General features: G+C 67.0%; 11 protein-coding genes and 1 pseudogene. 6 read left to right on the top strand and 6 right to left on the bottom strand.

Annotated elements, in window-relative coordinates:
* The first annotated feature begins 113 nt into the window (after positions 1–113).
* The 6 genes and pseudogenes from MFF24_RS17340 to fdhF all read left to right on the top strand — a co-directional run bounded on the left by MFF24_RS17340 (position 114) and on the right by fdhF (position 8,192).
* A complete protein-coding gene (locus MFF24_RS17340) occupies positions 114–371 on the top strand; it encodes a hypothetical protein (RefSeq protein WP_238225944.1) in 258 nt (85 codons plus the stop codon).
* A 497-nt stretch (positions 372–868) separates the two neighbouring features.
* Positions 869–2,104: an MFS transporter gene (locus MFF24_RS17335; protein ID WP_238225942.1), complete on the top strand. Its 1,236-nt coding sequence runs from the start codon at positions 869–871 to the stop codon at positions 2,102–2,104.
* Between the two features lie 74 nt (positions 2,105–2,178).
* Positions 2,179–2,709, top strand: a pseudogene (locus tag MFF24_RS17330) (transposase).
* Positions 2,710–3,082: 373 nt separating this feature from the next.
* Positions 3,083–3,388: a hypothetical protein gene (locus MFF24_RS17325; protein WP_108938370.1), complete on the top strand. Its 306-nt coding sequence runs from the start codon at positions 3,083–3,085 to the stop codon at positions 3,386–3,388.
* A gap of 63 nt (positions 3,389–3,451) precedes the next feature.
* The gene (locus MFF24_RS17320; RefSeq protein WP_238225939.1) at positions 3,452–5,170 is read left to right on the top strand and encodes an NAD(P)H-dependent oxidoreductase subunit E; all 1,719 of its coding nucleotides are present in this window, start codon (positions 3,452–3,454) and stop codon (positions 5,168–5,170) included.
* Between the two features lie 52 nt (positions 5,171–5,222).
* A complete protein-coding gene (fdhF, locus tag MFF24_RS17315; protein ID WP_238225937.1) occupies positions 5,223–8,192 on the top strand; it encodes a formate dehydrogenase subunit alpha in 2,970 nt (989 codons plus the stop codon).
* 296 nt (positions 8,193–8,488) lie between these two features.
* Here the strand turns inward: fdhF and MFF24_RS17310 are convergent, their stop codons facing one another.
* The 6 genes from MFF24_RS17310 to MFF24_RS17285 all read right to left on the bottom strand — a co-directional run bounded on the left by MFF24_RS17310 (position 8,489) and on the right by MFF24_RS17285 (position 16,328).
* Complete coding sequence (locus tag MFF24_RS17310) at positions 8,489–9,157, bottom strand: response regulator transcription factor (RefSeq protein ID WP_166058121.1); 669 nt, start codon at positions 9,155–9,157, stop codon at positions 8,489–8,491.
* Entirely contained in the window at positions 9,150–10,220 is a 1,071-nt protein-coding gene (locus tag MFF24_RS17305) for a sensor histidine kinase (RefSeq protein WP_238225964.1), read from the bottom strand. The genes MFF24_RS17310 and MFF24_RS17305 overlap by 8 nt, the downstream gene beginning before the upstream one ends.
* Before the next feature lie 100 nt (positions 10,221–10,320).
* Complete coding sequence (locus MFF24_RS17300) at positions 10,321–10,860, bottom strand: methanogen output domain 1-containing protein (RefSeq protein ID WP_238225934.1); 540 nt, start codon at positions 10,858–10,860, stop codon at positions 10,321–10,323.
* Between the two features lie 170 nt (positions 10,861–11,030).
* Positions 11,031–12,377, bottom strand: coding sequence for an HlyD family type I secretion periplasmic adaptor subunit (locus MFF24_RS17295; protein WP_238225932.1), 1,347 nt, complete (start codon positions 12,375–12,377; stop codon positions 11,031–11,033).
* 22 nt (positions 12,378–12,399) lie between these two features.
* Positions 12,400–14,565, bottom strand: a complete 2,166-nt coding sequence (locus tag MFF24_RS17290) for a calcium-binding protein (protein WP_238225931.1) — start codon at positions 14,563–14,565, stop codon at positions 12,400–12,402.
* A complete protein-coding gene (locus MFF24_RS17285; protein ID WP_238225929.1) occupies positions 14,562–16,328 on the bottom strand; it encodes a type I secretion system permease/ATPase in 1,767 nt (588 codons plus the stop codon). Before MFF24_RS17285 ends, MFF24_RS17290 begins: the two co-directional genes overlap by 4 nt.
* Positions 16,329–16,385: the final 57 nt, after the last annotated feature.

The raw sequence follows: 16,385 nt of genomic DNA, 5'->3' as shown, positions 1-16,385 counted from the left end.
TCGCTCAACTTCTTGTCATCTATGGTTCTGGGTGCGAGGATTGTTCGCAGAATGATACCCTGCGGCGCTTCGCACGCGGCGAAGTCGGCGGCCGTCCCGAGGCCCGTGGCACGGTGAGCCGCCCAGACCGCAGCAAGCGGACCGAGTTCCGCCAGTCAATGACGCGCGGCGTCGCCAGCCGGATCGACGACGTGAACTTCGGCGTCAGCGTCGGCACCGCGATCCGGCGCGCGGTCGTGGCGCACACCCTGGCGGCGGTTATGCTGGGCCTTGTGCCGGCATACCGGAGCGTCCGCTACATTCTCATGCTCGACGACATCCACATGATCGATCCGGATACCTGCGAAATCGGGAATGTGATCCAGGGCTGAGCCAAGCCAGAGCCGCAGGTAGAGATGAACGATCCCACCCGCGGAGCAGCGGCATGGTCATTGGTGGTCGACCTGCTGTCGTCCGTGACGACATCTTCGGCTCGTTTGGGGCGTTGCATGACCGGCGCACCCTCGACCGGGCGAGCGGCAACGGAGCGATCGAGTGCTGGACCGGATCGAAGGGCATCGCGGCCGACTCGGATACGACCACCCCCACCAGGCTCCGCGGAGCTGATCGCTGGCGCGGGTCCTGGGCTCAAGGCCAAGGAGGGTTTCTCTAAGGTATATCTTCGTATCCGGACACCTCCGGCAGAACTTTCTTCGAATGCAGACCGTTCCGATCGAGCAAGTACGTTGCTCAAAGAGTTCGCGTACGCCAATTTTTCGTCGCTTGCACCTCCCACTTCCTGCGTCAACAGACGCTTCGGAACGGTTTCTGCCTTCAGAACGTCTTTCGTGACCTGTCCTCGCGCTATGAGGCGCTTTGGTCCGAGAGCATGCTCGCCACCACTCACCTCGCCCTCATCAACGTCTTCACCGGCGACATCCAGGGAGGTCTTGGTCCGTTTCTGGGCACTTGGCTCGCCGAGACTGGAGGCTGGTCGCCTGCGCGTGTTGGGTTCGTCACGACACTGGTAGGGGTCGGCGCCCTGTTCCTGAGCGGGCCTGCCGGAGCCCTCGTCGACCGGATCGGACGGCCCCGCTTGCTCATCGCCGCCGCCTGCGTGGCCATCCTCACGGGCACGCTGCTCATCCTGCCAGCCAAGTCCTTCCCGGCCGTGTTCGCCGCTCAGATGGTAGCCGCCGCCGGTGGCGTGCTGCTCTTACCCGCCATCACCGAACTCACCCTCGGCATCGTCGGCAAGGACCGTTTCCCGAAGCAGCAGGGCCGTAATCAAGCCTACAACCATCTCGGTATTCTGATCGCGGCCGGCCTGATCAGTTTCGGCACCGCTTACTTCGGGGCGGCCGTGGCCTTTTGGGTGCTCGGCGCGATGGCGGTGCTGGCCATCGTGGCTACGCTGACGACGCCGGGCCACTGCTACAACGGGCGCCGCGCCGTCGGCTGGAAGGAAGACGACCCAGACGACAGGCCGGAGCGCGCGACGACCCGCAGCGTGCTCTCGAACCGCAAGCTGATGGTGCTGGCGGTGGCGCTCGCCCTGTTCAACCTCGGCAACGGTGGTATGTTGACCCTGCTCGGTCAGAAGCTCGTCGCCGCCGGAAGTGACGCAACGGCCTGGACCGCCCGCTACGTCATGGTGGCGCAATTGGTGATGATTCCGGTGGCGCTCTTCGCGGGCTCGCTCGCCGACAAGCGCGGTCGTCGCAAGCTCCTTTTGGTCGCACTGGCGGTGCTGCCCGTGCGCGCAGCCCTGTCCGCCTTCATCGACGATCCGGTGTGGCTGATCTCGGCCGAGATCCTCGACGGAGTGGCTTCCGGCATCGTTGGTGTGGCCGTGCCGGTGGTGGTGGCCGATCTTACCTGGGGCTCAGGCCGAACCCAGACGGCGCTCGGCACTGTCAACGCGGTGCAGGGCATCGGTGGCGCGCTCTCGGCCTGGTACGGCGGCCTAGCCCAATCTGTTCTCGGCTGGAGTGGCTCGTTCCTGGCGCTCGGGGCCCCGGCCCTGATCGCGCTCGCCCTCGTCATCTGGCTGGATGCAACCTCGGAGCCCGGCCGTCGAACGCAGCGGCGCGAGCGCTTAGCCGCCGGCTTGAAGCCCGCCTGACCCCCAGGCCGCGTGGAGTCTCGGGGTTCACGTGAGTCATGCGAAGTGATTCAAGCCTGTTTTTAGGGGCCGCTTTGAACGTTTCGGATCGCCTTGTTCGCAGCGACGCGCAGTGGGCGCGCATGGCGCTCCTGATCACCGGCCGCCCCGATCAGCGGAGCTCGACCGGACACGACAACCGGATGTTTGTTGAAGGGGTGCGGTGGATCGTGCGTACCGGTTCATCCAGGCGAGATCGGCCGGACGCCCTCGGCGAGTGGCATAGCGCGTTCCTCCGCCGCTTCAGTCGCCGGAGCCGGAAGGGCGACGCGCCACGGGCCGAGGCGCTGCTGAAGGGTCTGCCGGCCGACGTGATCCTGGCTGATGCCACCGACGACAGCGGCCGGCTGTGCACGCTGGTGGCCGGCAAAGGCGCACGGGCCGTCATCCCCAACACCATGTCACGGGCGAAGAAATACGACCACGACAAGGCTCACTAGGCGGAGCGCGACTTCGTCGAGTGCTGTTTCGCCAAGGTCAAGCAGCTCCGCCGCGTCGCGATCCGATACGAAAAGAAGGTCCACAACTACGCCGCCGGTGTTACCGTCGCAGCTATGGTCCTATAACTCCGATAGCTGTAAAATAGGCATAGTTACGCGATTTTGAATATAAATAATATTTCTCAAATACAAAATTATAATCGAGTAAAATCACGATATAAGCGGATAAAATGAAAATTGCAAATTGATAATTTTCGAAACAGATCTTCAAAAGAACTATGACTGACCGGTTGAGCTGGGAACGACAACATGCATCAGCCAGCACGTTCGTCCGCTCTTCCTAGGATGCGTGAGACGCTGGCGGGGTATGCTCCACATGCAATTTGCTATAATGACAGTTCGACATATGACCTGCATTATAACGCAGGCGCTTTGGGATGTGGCATGAACGAGCTCAGACTGCGCAGCGTCCCGCTTTCGGTTTTCAGGTAGCCTAGTCATGAATGCCAGCCGACTGGCGAATGCTGCGGCGGATGCCTACGCCGCGGAAGCCAAACCGCCGCTCACCGAGGAACTGGTCGCCAGGGTGCGTGAAACCCTCGTAGCCGCTCTCGACGCTGGGACGAGCGTGCTCTCGGAGGCCGACTGCCTGGAGCGGTTGAACGCTGCGCTCGATGCGTTCGAAGCGGAGTTGCAAGCCGTGGTCGGGCCTCGGATCGCATCGGTCGACGAGGCTTCGGCTGTGGTCACGACCCGCTACCGCTCGGAAGCCGGGCAGCCGTTGCGCGCGTTCGGTGGCCAATAGCGCCCTGTCCCGGCGACATCACGTCCGTTCGCACATCAAGCAAGCTGGAACACAGGTCACGCCATGAGTGAGGATACGGGGACTGTCCGGCGCTTCGCGCATCCGGGCCGTGGCCGCAACGTCGCCCGCGCCGTGCCGAAGGGCCGTCAGGTCGATCCGCAAGCCAAAGTCGAGATCGAGGGCCTGCTCGGCACCCGCTCGCGCCAGCGCGACCTTCTGATCGAGCATCTGCATCTGATCCAGGACACCTACGGACAGATCAGTGCCGACCATCTCGCCGCGCTCGCCGACGAGATGAGTCTCGCCTTCGCCGAGGTATTCGAGACCGCGACCTTCTACGCGCATTTCGACGTCGTGAAGGAAGGCGAAGCGAACATCCCGCGCCTGACGGTGCGGGTTTGCGACAGCATCACCTGCGCGATGTTCGGCGCCGACGAACTGGTCGAGACGCTCCAGCGCGAGCTGGCCTCCGACGCGGTGCGCGTCGTGCGCGCCCCCTGCGTCGGCTTGTGCGACCATGCTCCGGCGGTCGAGGTCGGCCACAACTTCCTGCACAAGGCCGATCTGGCCTCCGTCCGCGCCGCGGTCGAGGCCGAGGACACCCATGCCCACATCCCGGGTTACGTCGATTACGACGCCTACCGGGCCGGCGGCGGCTACGCGACGCTGGAGCGGCTGCGCAGCGGCAACTTAGCCGTCGAGGACGTCCTGAAGGTGCTCGACGACGGCGGTCTGCGGGGTCTGGGCGGTGCCGGCTTCCCGACGGGGCGCAAGTGGCGCTCCGTGCGCGGCGAGCCGGGTCCGAGGCTGATGGCGGTCAACGGTGACGAGGGCGAGCCCGGCACCTTCAAGGACCAGCTCTACCTCAACACCGATCCGCACCGCTTCCTCGAAGGGATGCTGATCGGCGCTCACGTGGTCGAGGCGACGGACGTCTACATCTACCTGCGCGACGAGTACCCGATCTCCCGCGAGATCCTGGCCCGCGAGATCGCCAAGCTCCCTGAGGGCGGTACCCAAATCCATCTGCGCCGGGGCGCCGGCGCCTATATCTGCGGCGAGGAATCCTCGCTGATCGAGTCGCTGGAGGGCAAGCGCGGCCTGCCGCGGCACAAGCCACCGTTCCCGTTCCAGGTCGGCCTGTTCAACCGCCCGACCCTGATCAACAACGTCGAGACCCTGTTCTGGGTGCGCGACCTGATCGAGCGCGGCGCCGAGTGGTGGAAGAGCCACGGCCGCAACGGCCGCGTGGGTTTGCGCTCCTACTCGGTCTCGGGTCGCGTCAAGGAGCCGGGCGTGAAGCTCGCGCCGGCCGGGCTCACGATTCAGGAACTGATCGACGAGTATTGCGGCGGCATGTCCGACGGCCACAGCTTCGCGGCCTATCTGCCGGGCGGGGCCTCGGGCGGCATCCTGCCGGCCTCGATGAACGACATCCCGCTCGATTTCGGCACGCTCGAGAAATACGGCTGCTTCATCGGCTCGGCCGCGGTCGTGATCCTGTCCGACCGGGACGATGTGCGCGGTGCCGCGTTGAACCTGATGCGGTTCTTCGAGGATGAATCCTGCGGTCAATGCACGCCCTGCCGCTCGGGCACCCAGAAGGCCCGCATGCTGATGGAAAACGGCGTGTGGGACACCGAACTCCTCGGCGAGTTGGCGCAATGCATGCGCGACGCCTCGATCTGCGGTCTCGGCCAGGCGGCCTCGAACCCCGTCAGCTCCGTGATCAAATACTTCCCCGACCTCTTCCCGGAGCCGCGGGCCGTGGCGGCCGAGTAGGCCAACGCCCGACGATGACTCCTCACAAGATGCCAGAGCCTGGAGCGGACGCATGAGCAACGGCCCCGAACAGCACGGCAATAAGATCGAGCAGCCCGAAATCCGCGCCAACGGCCGGCAGGATGCCGGCGGCCCGGCCAATGGCGCGCAACCGAGTGCCGGCGGCGCCTACTCGCAGGGCGCCAAGTCCGGCGGACAGGCGGCGCCCGAGCCGTCGGGCCTCTACGGCATCAAGGATCGCCCGATCGCGCCCGCGACCATCACCTTCGAGTTCGACGGCCAGCAGGTCGAGGCGCAACCCGGCGAGACGATCTGGGCCGTCGCCAAGCGGCTCGGCACCCATATCCCGCATCTCTGCCACAAGCCTGAGCCCGGCTACCGTCCGGACGGCAATTGCCGCGCCTGCATGGTCGAGATCGAGGGCGAGCGCGTGCTCGCCGCCTCGTGCAAGCGCACGCCCGCCGTCGGCATGAAGGTGAAATCGGCCACCGAGCGCGCCACCAAGGCCCGCGCCATGGTGCTCGAACTGCTCGTGGCCGACCAGCCCGAGCGCGCGACCTCGCACGATCCCTCATCCCATTTCTGGGTGCAGGCCGACTATCTCGACGTCTCCGAGAGCCGCTTCCCGGCCTCCGAGCGCTGGACGAGCGACGTCAGCCACCCGGCCATGAGCGTCAACCTCGACGCCTGCATCCAGTGCAATCTCTGCGTCCGTGCCTGCCGCGAGGTTCAGGTCAACGACGTGATCGGCATGGCCTACCGCTCGGCGGACGCCAAGGTCGTGTTCGACTTCGACGATCCGATGGGTGCCTCGACCTGCGTCGCCTGCGGCGAGTGCGTCCAGGCCTGCCCGACCGGCGCGCTGATGCCGTCCGCCTATCTCGATGCGAACCAGACCCGGACGGTCTATCCCGACCGCGAGGTCAAGTCGCTCTGCCCCTATTGCGGCGTGGGTTGCCAAGTCTCCTACAAGGTCAAGGACGAGAAGATCGTCTACGCCGAGGGTGTCAACGGTCCGGCCAACCAGAACCGACTCTGCGTCAAGGGCCGCTTCGGGTTCGACTACGTCCACCACCCCCACCGCCTGACGGTACCGCTGATCCGCCTGGAGAACGTGGGCAAGGACGCCAACGATCAGGTCGATCCGGCCAACCCCTGGACCCACTTCCGCGAGGCGACCTGGGAGGAAGCGCTCGACCGCGCCGCCGGTGGCCTCAAGCGGATCCGCGACACCGACGGGCGCAAGGCGCTCGCCGGCTTCGGCTCGGCCAAGGGCTCGAACGAGGAAGCTTACCTCTTCCAGAAGCTCGTGCGCCTCGGCTTCGGTACGAACAACGTCGATCACTGCACGCGGCTGTGCCATGCCTCGTCGGTGGCTGCCCTTATGGAGGGCCTGAACTCGGGCGCCGTCACCGCGCCCTTCTCGGCGGCCCTCGACGCCGAGGTCATCATCGTCATCGGCGCCAACCCGACCGTGAACCACCCGGTCGCCGCGACCTTCCTCAAGAACGCAGTGAAGCAACGCGGCGCCAAGCTGATCATCATGGACCCGCGGCGCCAATCGCTGTCGCGCCACGCCCACAAGCACCTCGCGTTCCGCAACGGCACCGACGTGGCGATGCTCAACGCGATGCTCAACGTCATCGTCGAGGAAGGCCTCTACGACGAGCAGTACATCGCGGGCTACACCGAGAACTTCGAGGCGCTGAAGGAGAAGATCGTCGACTTTACGCCGGAGAAGATGGCGCCGATCTGCGGCATCGACGCCGAGACCCTGCGCGAAGTCGCCCGGCTCTACGCCCGCGCCAAGTCCTCGATCATCTTCTGGGGCATGGGCGTCAGCCAGCACGTCCACGGCACCGACAACTCGCGCTGCCTGATCGCGCTCGCCCTGATCACCGGCCAGATCGGCCGGCCGGGCACCGGCCTGCACCCCTTGCGCGGCCAGAACAACGTCCAGGGCGCCTCCGACGCCGGCCTGATCCCGATGGTCTATCCGGACTATCAGTCGGTCGAGAAGGATGCGGTGCGCGAACTGTTCGAGGAGTTCTGGGGACAGAAGCTCGATCCGCAGAAGGGCCTCACGGTCGTCGAGATCATGCGTGCGATCCACGCGGGCGAGATCAAGGGCATGTTCGTCGAAGGTGAGAACCCGGCGATGTCCGATCCGGACCTCAACCACGCCCGCCACGCGTTGGCGATGCTCGACCACCTCGTGGTGCAGGACCTGTTCCTGACCGAGACCGCCTTCCACGCCGACGTGGTGCTGCCGGCTTCCGCCTTCGCCGAGAAGGCCGGCACCTTCACCAACACCGACCGTCGCGTGCAAATCGCCCAGCCGGTGGTCGCGCCCCCCGGCGACGCGCGCCAGGATTGGTGGATCATTCAGGAGCTGGCCAAGCGCCTCGATCTCGACTGGAACTACGGCGGCCCGGCCGACATCTTCGCCGAGATGGCCCAGGTGATGCCGTCCTTGAACAACATCACCTGGGAGCGCCTGGAGCGCGAGGGGGCGGTGACCTACCCGGTCGATGCTCCGGACCGGCCCGGCAACGAGATCATCTTCTACGCCGGCTTCCCCACCGAGAGCGGGCGCGCCAAGATCGTCCCCGCGGCGATCGTGCCGCCGGACGAGGTGCCGGACGCCGAGTTCCCGATGGTGCTCTCCACCGGCCGCGTGCTGGAGCACTGGCACACCGGTTCGATGACCCGGCGCGCGGGTGTGCTCGATGCGCTGGAGCCCGAGGCTGTGGCCTTCATGGCCCCGAAGGAGCTCTATCGCCTGGGCTTGCGTCCCGGCGGTGCGATGCGGCTGGAGACGCGCCGCGGTGCCGTCGAGTTGAAGGTCCGCTCCGACCGCGACGTGCCGGCGGGCATGATCTTCATGCCCTTCTGCTACGCCGAGGCCGCCGCCAACCTCCTGACCAACCCGGCCCTCGACCCGCTCGGCAAGATCCCGGAGTTCAAGTTCTGCGCCGCGCGCGTCGCCCCTGTGGAGGCCGCACCAATGGCAGCCGAGTGACCAGACCCTGAAGGAGCGGTACGTTCAGGCGCGCCGCTAAGAAGATCGCGCGGCGCGCCTGAACGAAGAAGGTGGCGCCTCGCGTATCGGGAAAGGGGTTGTTCGAGGACCGGCGGTTGTCGGATGGAGAAGATCCCACCGTTCGACAACCGCCGGGTCATCGTTCGTCGAAACGCTCGACGTATCGTTCTTCCAAGGTGAACCTCGGGCGATTTTGCCTGTATGGGCGGCGACACTTCCCGGCAAACCGAAGCGACTCTGCGTGACGCTACCCCGCGGCCTCCGGAGAGAACGCTTCAGCGGACGGGGATTTCTCCGTGCAGCCAGCCCTGGAGAATGGCGAACTGGACGATCTGCGCCCGGCTCGTCAGGCCGAGCTTCAGACAGGCCCGGGCCTTCTGGGTCTCGATCGCCTTAGGGGTCGCTCCGAGTCGGTCGGCGACTTCCTTGCTCGTGAAGCCGAAGGCGACGAATCGGAGGATGTCCTTCTCACGCTCGCTCAGGGTCGAACTCGCCGACTCATCGACGCTGGCATGCAGCAGGCGATGCGGAACGGTGCGTTCCGGCAGCGCCGGATCAAGATAGATGCCACCTTCGTGCACCGCCCGCACCGCGCTGGCGATGTTCTGGAAGGCCGAGCGTTTGAGAACATAGCCGCGCGCGCCCGCCTCGAAGGATTGATCCACGTAGACCCGGCTCTCGTAGACGCTCAGCATGATAGCTCGGGTGCGGCTTCCGGACTTGAGGAGATTGCGCACGACCGTCACGCCGTTCATCTCCGGCATGTTGATGTCGAGGACGGCAACGTCCGGCTCATGCTGGACGATCGCCCGATAGGCGGCTGCTCCCGTCTCGACGGATGCCACGACGACGATCTCGCCGGAATCGGCGATCAGGCTCTTCACCCCGTGACGGAAGACCGGATGATCGTCCGCCAGCACGACCTGGATCAGCGGGCTAGGCATCGCCGCGCCCCTCAGGGGAGCGGTAGACTCGCGCAACGATGCTCGTGCCCTGACCGGGGGCGGACTCGATGTTCAAGGTGCCGTCGACCAGCGACAGTCGTTCACGCATGCCGAGCAGGCCGAGCTTGCCCTGGGAGACGAGATGGCTCGTCAAAGCCTCGTCGGCTCTGAATCCCCCGCCGTTATCGTCGATCGTCAGCGTGACCTGTAAGGCGCTGAACCGCAGCACGACCGAGACGGCGACGCCCGGCCCCGCATGCTTGGCCACATTCGTCAGCGCCTCCTGCGCCAGGCGATAGAGCGTGACGGCCGTCTCGAGCGGAAGATCGCCTTCCTGGCCGACGATCTGGAACTCGGTCACGATCTCGGTGACCCGGTTCCATTCCTCCACCAGCGACCGCAACGCAGTGATGAGGCCGAACTCCTCAAGGGCCGCCGGCCGGAGTTCGAGGGTCACTCGCCGGAGCGATTGTCCGATGTCCTGGGTGTGTCGCAGGAGTTGCTCCACCTCATGGAGCGCCGTCGGGCAGGACAGGCGCGAGGCGATCTTTCTCAGGCCGAAGGTCAGCGTCACGAGCTGCTGGCCGGCATGATCGTGGAGGTCGCGCGCGAGGCGCCGCCGCTCGTCCTGTCCGGCTCGATAGAGCTTGGATAGAACGGCGTCCCGCTCGGCCTCGGCGCGCTGGCGTGCCTGCGCATCCTCCTCAAGATGGGCCAGCAATCGGCTGCGCTCGGCCAGGAGCGCCTGCATCTCGATTTCACGCCGCTTCCGCTCCTGCATCACGCGCCGGGCATCGTTCAGCCGATCGGTGAGGAGGCCGAGCCGGCCTTCCAGGCCGGTGGGCGTGAGATGCAGCAGGACGAGCGGCTCTTCATTGTACGCGCGCAGGACGATGCGCGCGCCCCGGCACGGATGACGGCTGAAGCCCTCGACTCCGTCGCGGACGAACAGCGCACCGGGAACGGGATTCTCGGTCCGCGAGCACAGGTCGAGGTAGCGGCCCATCCGCTCGCGCTGCGTCTGCTCGACCGGCAGGGGAAGGCCGATAGCGAGATCCGGCACCCGGTCGAACGCGGCCGGGTTGGCATCCTCCACCAATCCGAACCGGCGCACGAGGATCAGGGGGTCCGCAACGAAGGCGAACAGCGCGGCGAAATCGGCCTCAGGCCCAGGCTCGCCGGTGATATCGCCGCCCGCCGCCGGATGGATCAGGTTCGAGGTTGATGACGATCCGGCACTCGGACGCCCCCGCGGCGATGGTCTCGGGGAGATCGACTCGTGCATATCCCTGACTCTCCGCGGCCAGATGCCCACACACGTTCGCCGTCAGCATGCACAGCGAAGGACATTTCTTCGCCAACTCTCCGAACGGGCAGCGCTTGTTTCCGAGAACGATGCGCTGCTCCGATTCCTCTACGACGTAGAAGTCGCTGCCGATTCGCCGCTTCATGTCGAGCAGGGCTTCGATCATGCCCTTCCGATCGAGTTGGCTCGCGCCGTTCGACGCAAGGTATGCCGTCTGAATTTTCTCTCCGACGGCGAGCCCGACCAAACTGATGAAGCCTCCCGCCTCGCTGGATCCGACCGTCTCCTCGAACAGGGACCCCATGGTCGTCACCACGAGATCCATGAATATTTCACGATCCAAAGGGATCGGTGAACTGCCGAAATCACCGCGTGAAGCCGTCACTACCTGTTCCACTGCCGCCTCCCAAGCAGCGCCACGTTCGATAGATATCACGGCTCTCATATGAGCATCAATAGTTCGTACTATGCCTTGGTTACTAAGCGTGGAAATTTAGGAGTATCCGGCCAAGCTACAGAGTGCCGAGGGCTAGGAGGTGAAATCGGGATTTTGAGTTGAAATCGGACCTATCGCTCACGGAATGCGCGACTAAACTGATCTTGCAGCGGTTTGATGAGATAAGACATCGCCGTCCGCTCATCTGTCGCGACCTGAACCTCGACCGGCATTCCGGGTACGAGGCGGCTGGAGCCTCCTAATCGCTCGAGCTCCCCATCTTGGAGTTCGATATGTCCGACATAGAACGCCTCGTCCCGTGGGCCCTTCGTCGTTGAGGGCGAGACGTAGGTCAGCACCCCCTTGAGTTCCGGTGTCGTGCGCTGACTGAAGGCCGTGAAGCGGACCCGGGCCGCGCGGCCGACGCCGGTCTGGTCGATGCTGGTCGGCGGGATTCGGATCTCGATCCTGAGCCGCGCATCCTCGGGCACCACGGTCGCTAGGATGTCGGCGGGGGTGACGACGCCGCCGACCGTGAAGGTCTTCAACTCGTGCAGGACACCGGTGACGGGGGCACGGATCTCCGTACGAGTCAGGCGGTCCTCCAGCGCCACGCGGCGGTTGCTCAGCTCCGCCGCCTTGGCATCGACCTGACTGAGTTCGCGCTGCGCCTCGGTCCGTGCGGTGTCGCCGATCGCGATGATTTGGACGCGGATCTCGCTCGTCCGCGTCTTGGCCCGCGCGATCGAGGCCTCCAGCGATCCTTGCTCGCCGGCGAGGCGGTGCTTGTCGCGGGTGATCGGGAGGAAGCGGGAACTCTCGTAGAGTTGCTTTTCGACAAGGGTCGAAAGCTTGCCGTGCTCGTGGGTGAGGACGGTCAGTTCGTCTCTCTTGGCGTCGCGCTGCTTCGTCAGGCCGGCGATCTCCTCGGCAATCTGCCCGATCTGGAGTTCGAGTTGCTGGCGCTGGCTGTCGCGACTGGCAAGATTGCCGCGGAACAGCCGGAGCTCGCCCTCCAGGATCGACTGCACCTCGACATCCGGACGAAGCAGAGCCTGCGGGAAACTCACCTCGCGCTGCCCGTCGCGCTCCGCCAGGAGCCGGGCCTTCTTGGCGGCGAGTTCCACCAGTTGGCCCTTGACGATCGCAAGTTCGGCGCGGGTCTGCGCGTCGTCGATCCTGAGCAGCACTTGGTTGGCCGTGACCGGCTGTCCGTCGCGCACAAGGATCTCGCCGACCACGCCGCCGTCGCGGTGCTGCACGGACTTGGCCCGCTGATCGACCGCGACGGTCCCGGAGGCGAGGATCGCGCCGCTGAGATCAGTGGTGGCGGCCCATCCGCCGACGCCGCCGACGAGGGCCACGCCGAAGATGAAGCCCGCGACAATGCGAGGACCGACCGAGAATGCGAGGTCCGCGCGGGATTGCGGATCGTGCCGCCTCAAGGGGCGGGGCGTCCGATCGGGAGATGCAGGCATGGTCCTTCTCCGTCTTTCGATCTCAGGGGTGGGTCGTCGGCGGTTCTGTGAACGGCACCGGGGTGAACCGCAGCGCGTGCTCGCCATCCAGAACGACGGTGGTCTCAAAGGTGTCGTCATGGTCGAGGTCGGCCGAGACGAGCGTGCAGTCCCGGCCTTCGAACCGATCGAACCGGCACAGGATTCCGGTCGGCGCATCGCTCCCGCCCTGCAGCGAATCGGCGAGCGGGCGACCGGCCGCGGTGTCCGTGAACAGGGCGTAGCGGACGAGGTCGATGTAATCCCCGACCGAGAAATCGGTGATCTGCACGACTTGGGTGTCGTCTCGAGGCTCGATAGGCGCGGCGAACGCGAACACGTCGCGCCCGGAACCGCCGGTGAGCACGAGATCCCGCTCGCCGACCACGAAGCGGTCGTCCCCCGATCCGGCGATGATCGCTTCGACCGAGGCGATCCGGTCGAGGCCAAGCTCCCCAGCGGACACGGTCTCGCTGATCAGGTCGACCACGAGATCGACCGTGGCGTCCGAGAGATCGAGCGTGTCCCGCCCCGAACCGCCGTCGAGAGCGTCCTCCTGACCGTCGAGGACGAGGACGATAAGGTCGTCGCCCTCTCCGCCCAGGACGACGTCCCGCCCGGCACCGTCCGAGATCACGTCCGCCCCGTCGCCGCCCTGCAGTCGGTCATTGCCCGCATCGCCGACGAGCACGTCCGCGCCGGTGCCGCCGGACATATCGTCGTCGCCCGCAGCACCGTAGAGGCGGTCGTCGCCCGCGCCGCCGAGGACGAGATCGTCGCCGTCGCCCCCATCCAGGATGTCGCGTCCCTCGCCGCCGTCGAGCAGGTCGTTCCCTGCCTCACCGAACAGGAGGTCGTCACCCGCCTCACCGAACAGGCGGTCGTGACCCGCGCCGCCCCAGACGATATCCGCGCCGGTGCCTGCGAACACGACGTCGTCGCCCGCGCCGGCCAAGACCGTGTCGGCCCCGCCCCCAGCGATCACGTGGTCGCTGCCGCTGCCGGCCTCGACGAGGTCGTCGCCGCCCCGTGCATCGACGTTGTCGTCGCCTTCGCCGGCCGCGATGTCGTCCGCGCAGGGCGAGCCGAGAATGAGGTCGTCGCCGTCGGTGCCGCCGATCAGGGCCCGTTCGAGGACGGTCAGATGGGCCGTGCGGGCGACCGAGAACTCGCCGTCCGTCACCGCGTAGGTGATCGTGACCGGTCCGGGCGCGTCGGCGTCGAACACCCAGCCCGACCCATCCGCCGTCACGGTACCGGAGGAGACCCGGATGTCGCGGACGGTGAGTACGTCCCCGTCCGGGTCGTTGGCGCCGCGCAGGAGATCGCTTAGGGCGATGGTGAGGAGCGCGCAGCCCGCGACGTCACCGAGCTGGACCGGGCCGTTCACGACGGGCGCGCGGTTGCGTTGAGCGGTCGCCCCGTCATCCCGGCCACGCGGAGGCGTCGCCGGATCGGGGGAGGGGGGATCGCCGCCCGGTGTCGAACCGGGGGGCACCCGGACACCGCCTTCCGGTGGGGTAGGCCCTTGCGGGTTTGATCCACCTTGCCCGTCAGTCCCTTGATCCGGCTTGTCGCCCTTGTCCTCTCCGTTCGGCCCGGGGGGCGACTGCGTCCCGTCGCCGGTCTCCTGCGGCTGCGGGCGGCCTGCGTCCTGCGGCCGGCCGCTGCCGCTCGTCTGCCCGCCGCCGCGCCCGCCCGATCCGGCGGCGAGGGAACCGCCATTGTCGTTGATCGGCTGGGGGATGATCGGCGACGCCTTGAAGTCGCTGAGGTCCGGACGCGGGTCGGGCTTTGCGAAACGGAGCCCGCGCGAGAACAGTTCGTGCCCGTCGTCGAACAGGGACATGCCGGATGGCAGAACCGGGGAGGGCGGCTCGGCCAGCGGCCTCGGCGCCTCGGCGGCCTTTCCCGAGACCGGCGCGGCGATCTCCTCGGAATGGACGAGGCGCAGGGCGTCGGCGCGGGCGGCCACGGCCTCCGGCTCCACCTCTTCCGCCAGGGTCGCGCGGGGCAGAAACAGGGACTTGAGGTAGGCCGCCACGGCCGCGACCGCGATGGCGGCGTAATAGGGGGCGCCCGAGCGCCGATCGGCGCTGCGCGAGACGTAGCGCTCGGCCCCGTCGGCCGCGTCGCGGCCCGGCTTCGTGCCCTTAATCTCGATGGTCATGCGGGCACCCGCTCCGGCATGGAGCGCTCCCTGTTGTCCTGGGCGGCGTCGAGCCTGGCCGCACTATCGCGGGCAGCCTTGCCGAGAATCGCTTCCTTCGGCCCGAAGGCGGTGAGCTTGCCGTCCTGAATCACCGCGACGAGATCCACGGCCGCGAGCACGCTGGGGCGGTGGGCGATCACGATCGCGATGCCGCCGCGCAACCGCACGCCCTGGATCGCCGCGGCGAGCGCCGCCTCGCCCTCGGCATCGAGATTGGCGTTCGGCTCGTCGAGGATGACGAGGAAGGGGTTGCCGTAGAGCGCGCGGGCCAGCGCGATCCGCTGCCGCTGCCCGCCCGAGAGTGCCGTCCCGAGCGGCCCGAGTTCCGTCTTGTACCCGTCGGGCATGCGCAGGATCATCTCGTGCACGCCCGCCGCCTGCGCGGCTGCCACGACCAGCGCCGGGTCGGCGTCCTCAGCCAGACGGGCGATGTTCTCCTCGACCGTCGCGTCCATGAGGCAGACTTCCTGGGGCAGGTAGCCGATCATCGCGCCGAGGCTCCCCTCGTCCCATTGCGGCCGGTCGGCCTCATCGAGCCGCACACTGCCGCGCAGCAGCGGCCAGATCCCGGTCAGCGCACGGCCGAGGGTGGTCTTGCCACCGCCGCTCGGCCCGATCACGCCGAGCGCTTGACCGGCCTTGAGCTCGAACCCGACATCCGAGAGGAGCACGCGGCCCGTTCCGGGGGCGGCAACCGTGATGTGGCCGACCCTGAGCGACCGGCGCGCGGGCGGCAGCGGCATCGGCGGCTCGGCCGCGGCCAGCGCGATCACGGTCTCCTTCAGGCGCCGGAAGGCAGTTCGCGCGGCCAGGATCACCTTCCAGTTGCCGATTGCCTGATCGATGGGCGCCATGGCGCGGGCGGAGGTGATCGAGGCGGCGATGATGGCGCCGGCGGAGAGTTCGCCGCCGATGACGAGGTAGGCGCCGAGCCCGAGCACCGCCGATTGCAGGATCATGCGCAGCACGCGCGCGATCGCGCCGAAGGTGCCGCTGATGTCGGTGGTGCGGGTCTGGAGATCGAGGTGCTCGTCGTTGGCGCGGCGGTAGCGGTCCACCGCCCGGTCGGCGAAGCCCATCGCCTTGAGCACCTCGGCGCTGCGCGCGTTCGAATCCGCGATGGCGTTGCGGGCCACCACGGCCTGCTGCGTGGCGCCGGTCCAGCGCCGGGTCAGGAGTTCGGCGACGATCGTCAGCAGGGCGAGGACGACAGCCCCCGCGACGGTGAGAGCGCCGAGATAGGGGTGCAGCATGTAGACGAAGATGAGGAAGACCGGCACCCACGGCAGGTCGAACAGGGCGACGAGGCCGGGGCTGCCGAGGAAGCCGCGGACGGTATCGACGTCGCGGCCACGCTCCATCGCCTCCGCGGTCGAGAAGCCGAAGCGCGGCATGTCGATCCCGACCCGCTGCGCCAGCGGGGCGACCCGGCGATCGAACTGCGCCCCGAGGCGAACCAGGATCTGCGAGCGGAGAACGTCGAACAGGCCCTGCGCCAGGTAGAGGCCGATGGCGAGGATCGACAGCCCGACGAGCGTCGGCAGGCTGCCGCTCGGCAGGGCGCGGTCGTAGACCTGCAGCATGTAGAAGGAGCCGGTCAGCGCCAGGATGTTGATGATCCCGGACATTCCGAACAGGAAGACGAAGGGTCCCCGGATGCTCCGGGTGAGCTGCTCGGCGCACCGTTGCTGAGCGAGCTTCTTCTGATCTCTGGAACGCATGGCAGGCTCTCCCCCTCGTCAGGCAGGTGGGCCGGGCCCCTGGCCGGGGCCCGGCCA

Source organism: Methylorubrum aminovorans, assembly GCF_022179725.1.
GTDB classification, from domain to species: Bacteria; Pseudomonadota; Alphaproteobacteria; order Rhizobiales; family Beijerinckiaceae; genus Methylobacterium; species Methylobacterium aminovorans.
This window is presented reverse-complemented; position numbering and strand designations above follow the sequence as displayed.

Coding starts and splice junctions, on each gene's coding strand:
- MFF24_RS17285 (WP_238225929.1), bottom strand. CDS start 16,328: ATGCGTTCCAGAGATCAGAAGAAGCTCGCTCAGCAACGGTGCGCCGAG.
- MFF24_RS17325 (WP_108938370.1), top strand. CDS start 3,083: ATGAATGCCAGCCGACTGGCGAATGCTGCGGCGGATGCCTACGCCGCG.
- MFF24_RS17290 (WP_238225931.1), bottom strand. CDS start 14,565: ATGACCATCGAGATTAAGGGCACGAAGCCGGGCCGCGACGCGGCCGAC.
- MFF24_RS17320 (WP_238225939.1), top strand. CDS start 3,452: ATGAGTGAGGATACGGGGACTGTCCGGCGCTTCGCGCATCCGGGCCGT.
- MFF24_RS17310 (WP_166058121.1), bottom strand. CDS start 9,157: ATGCCTAGCCCGCTGATCCAGGTCGTGCTGGCGGACGATCATCCGGTC.
- fdhF (WP_238225937.1), top strand. CDS start 5,223: ATGAGCAACGGCCCCGAACAGCACGGCAATAAGATCGAGCAGCCCGAA.
- MFF24_RS17295 (WP_238225932.1), bottom strand. CDS start 12,377: ATGCCTGCATCTCCCGATCGGACGCCCCGCCCCTTGAGGCGGCACGAT.
- MFF24_RS17335 (WP_238225942.1), top strand. CDS start 869: ATGCTCGCCACCACTCACCTCGCCCTCATCAACGTCTTCACCGGCGAC.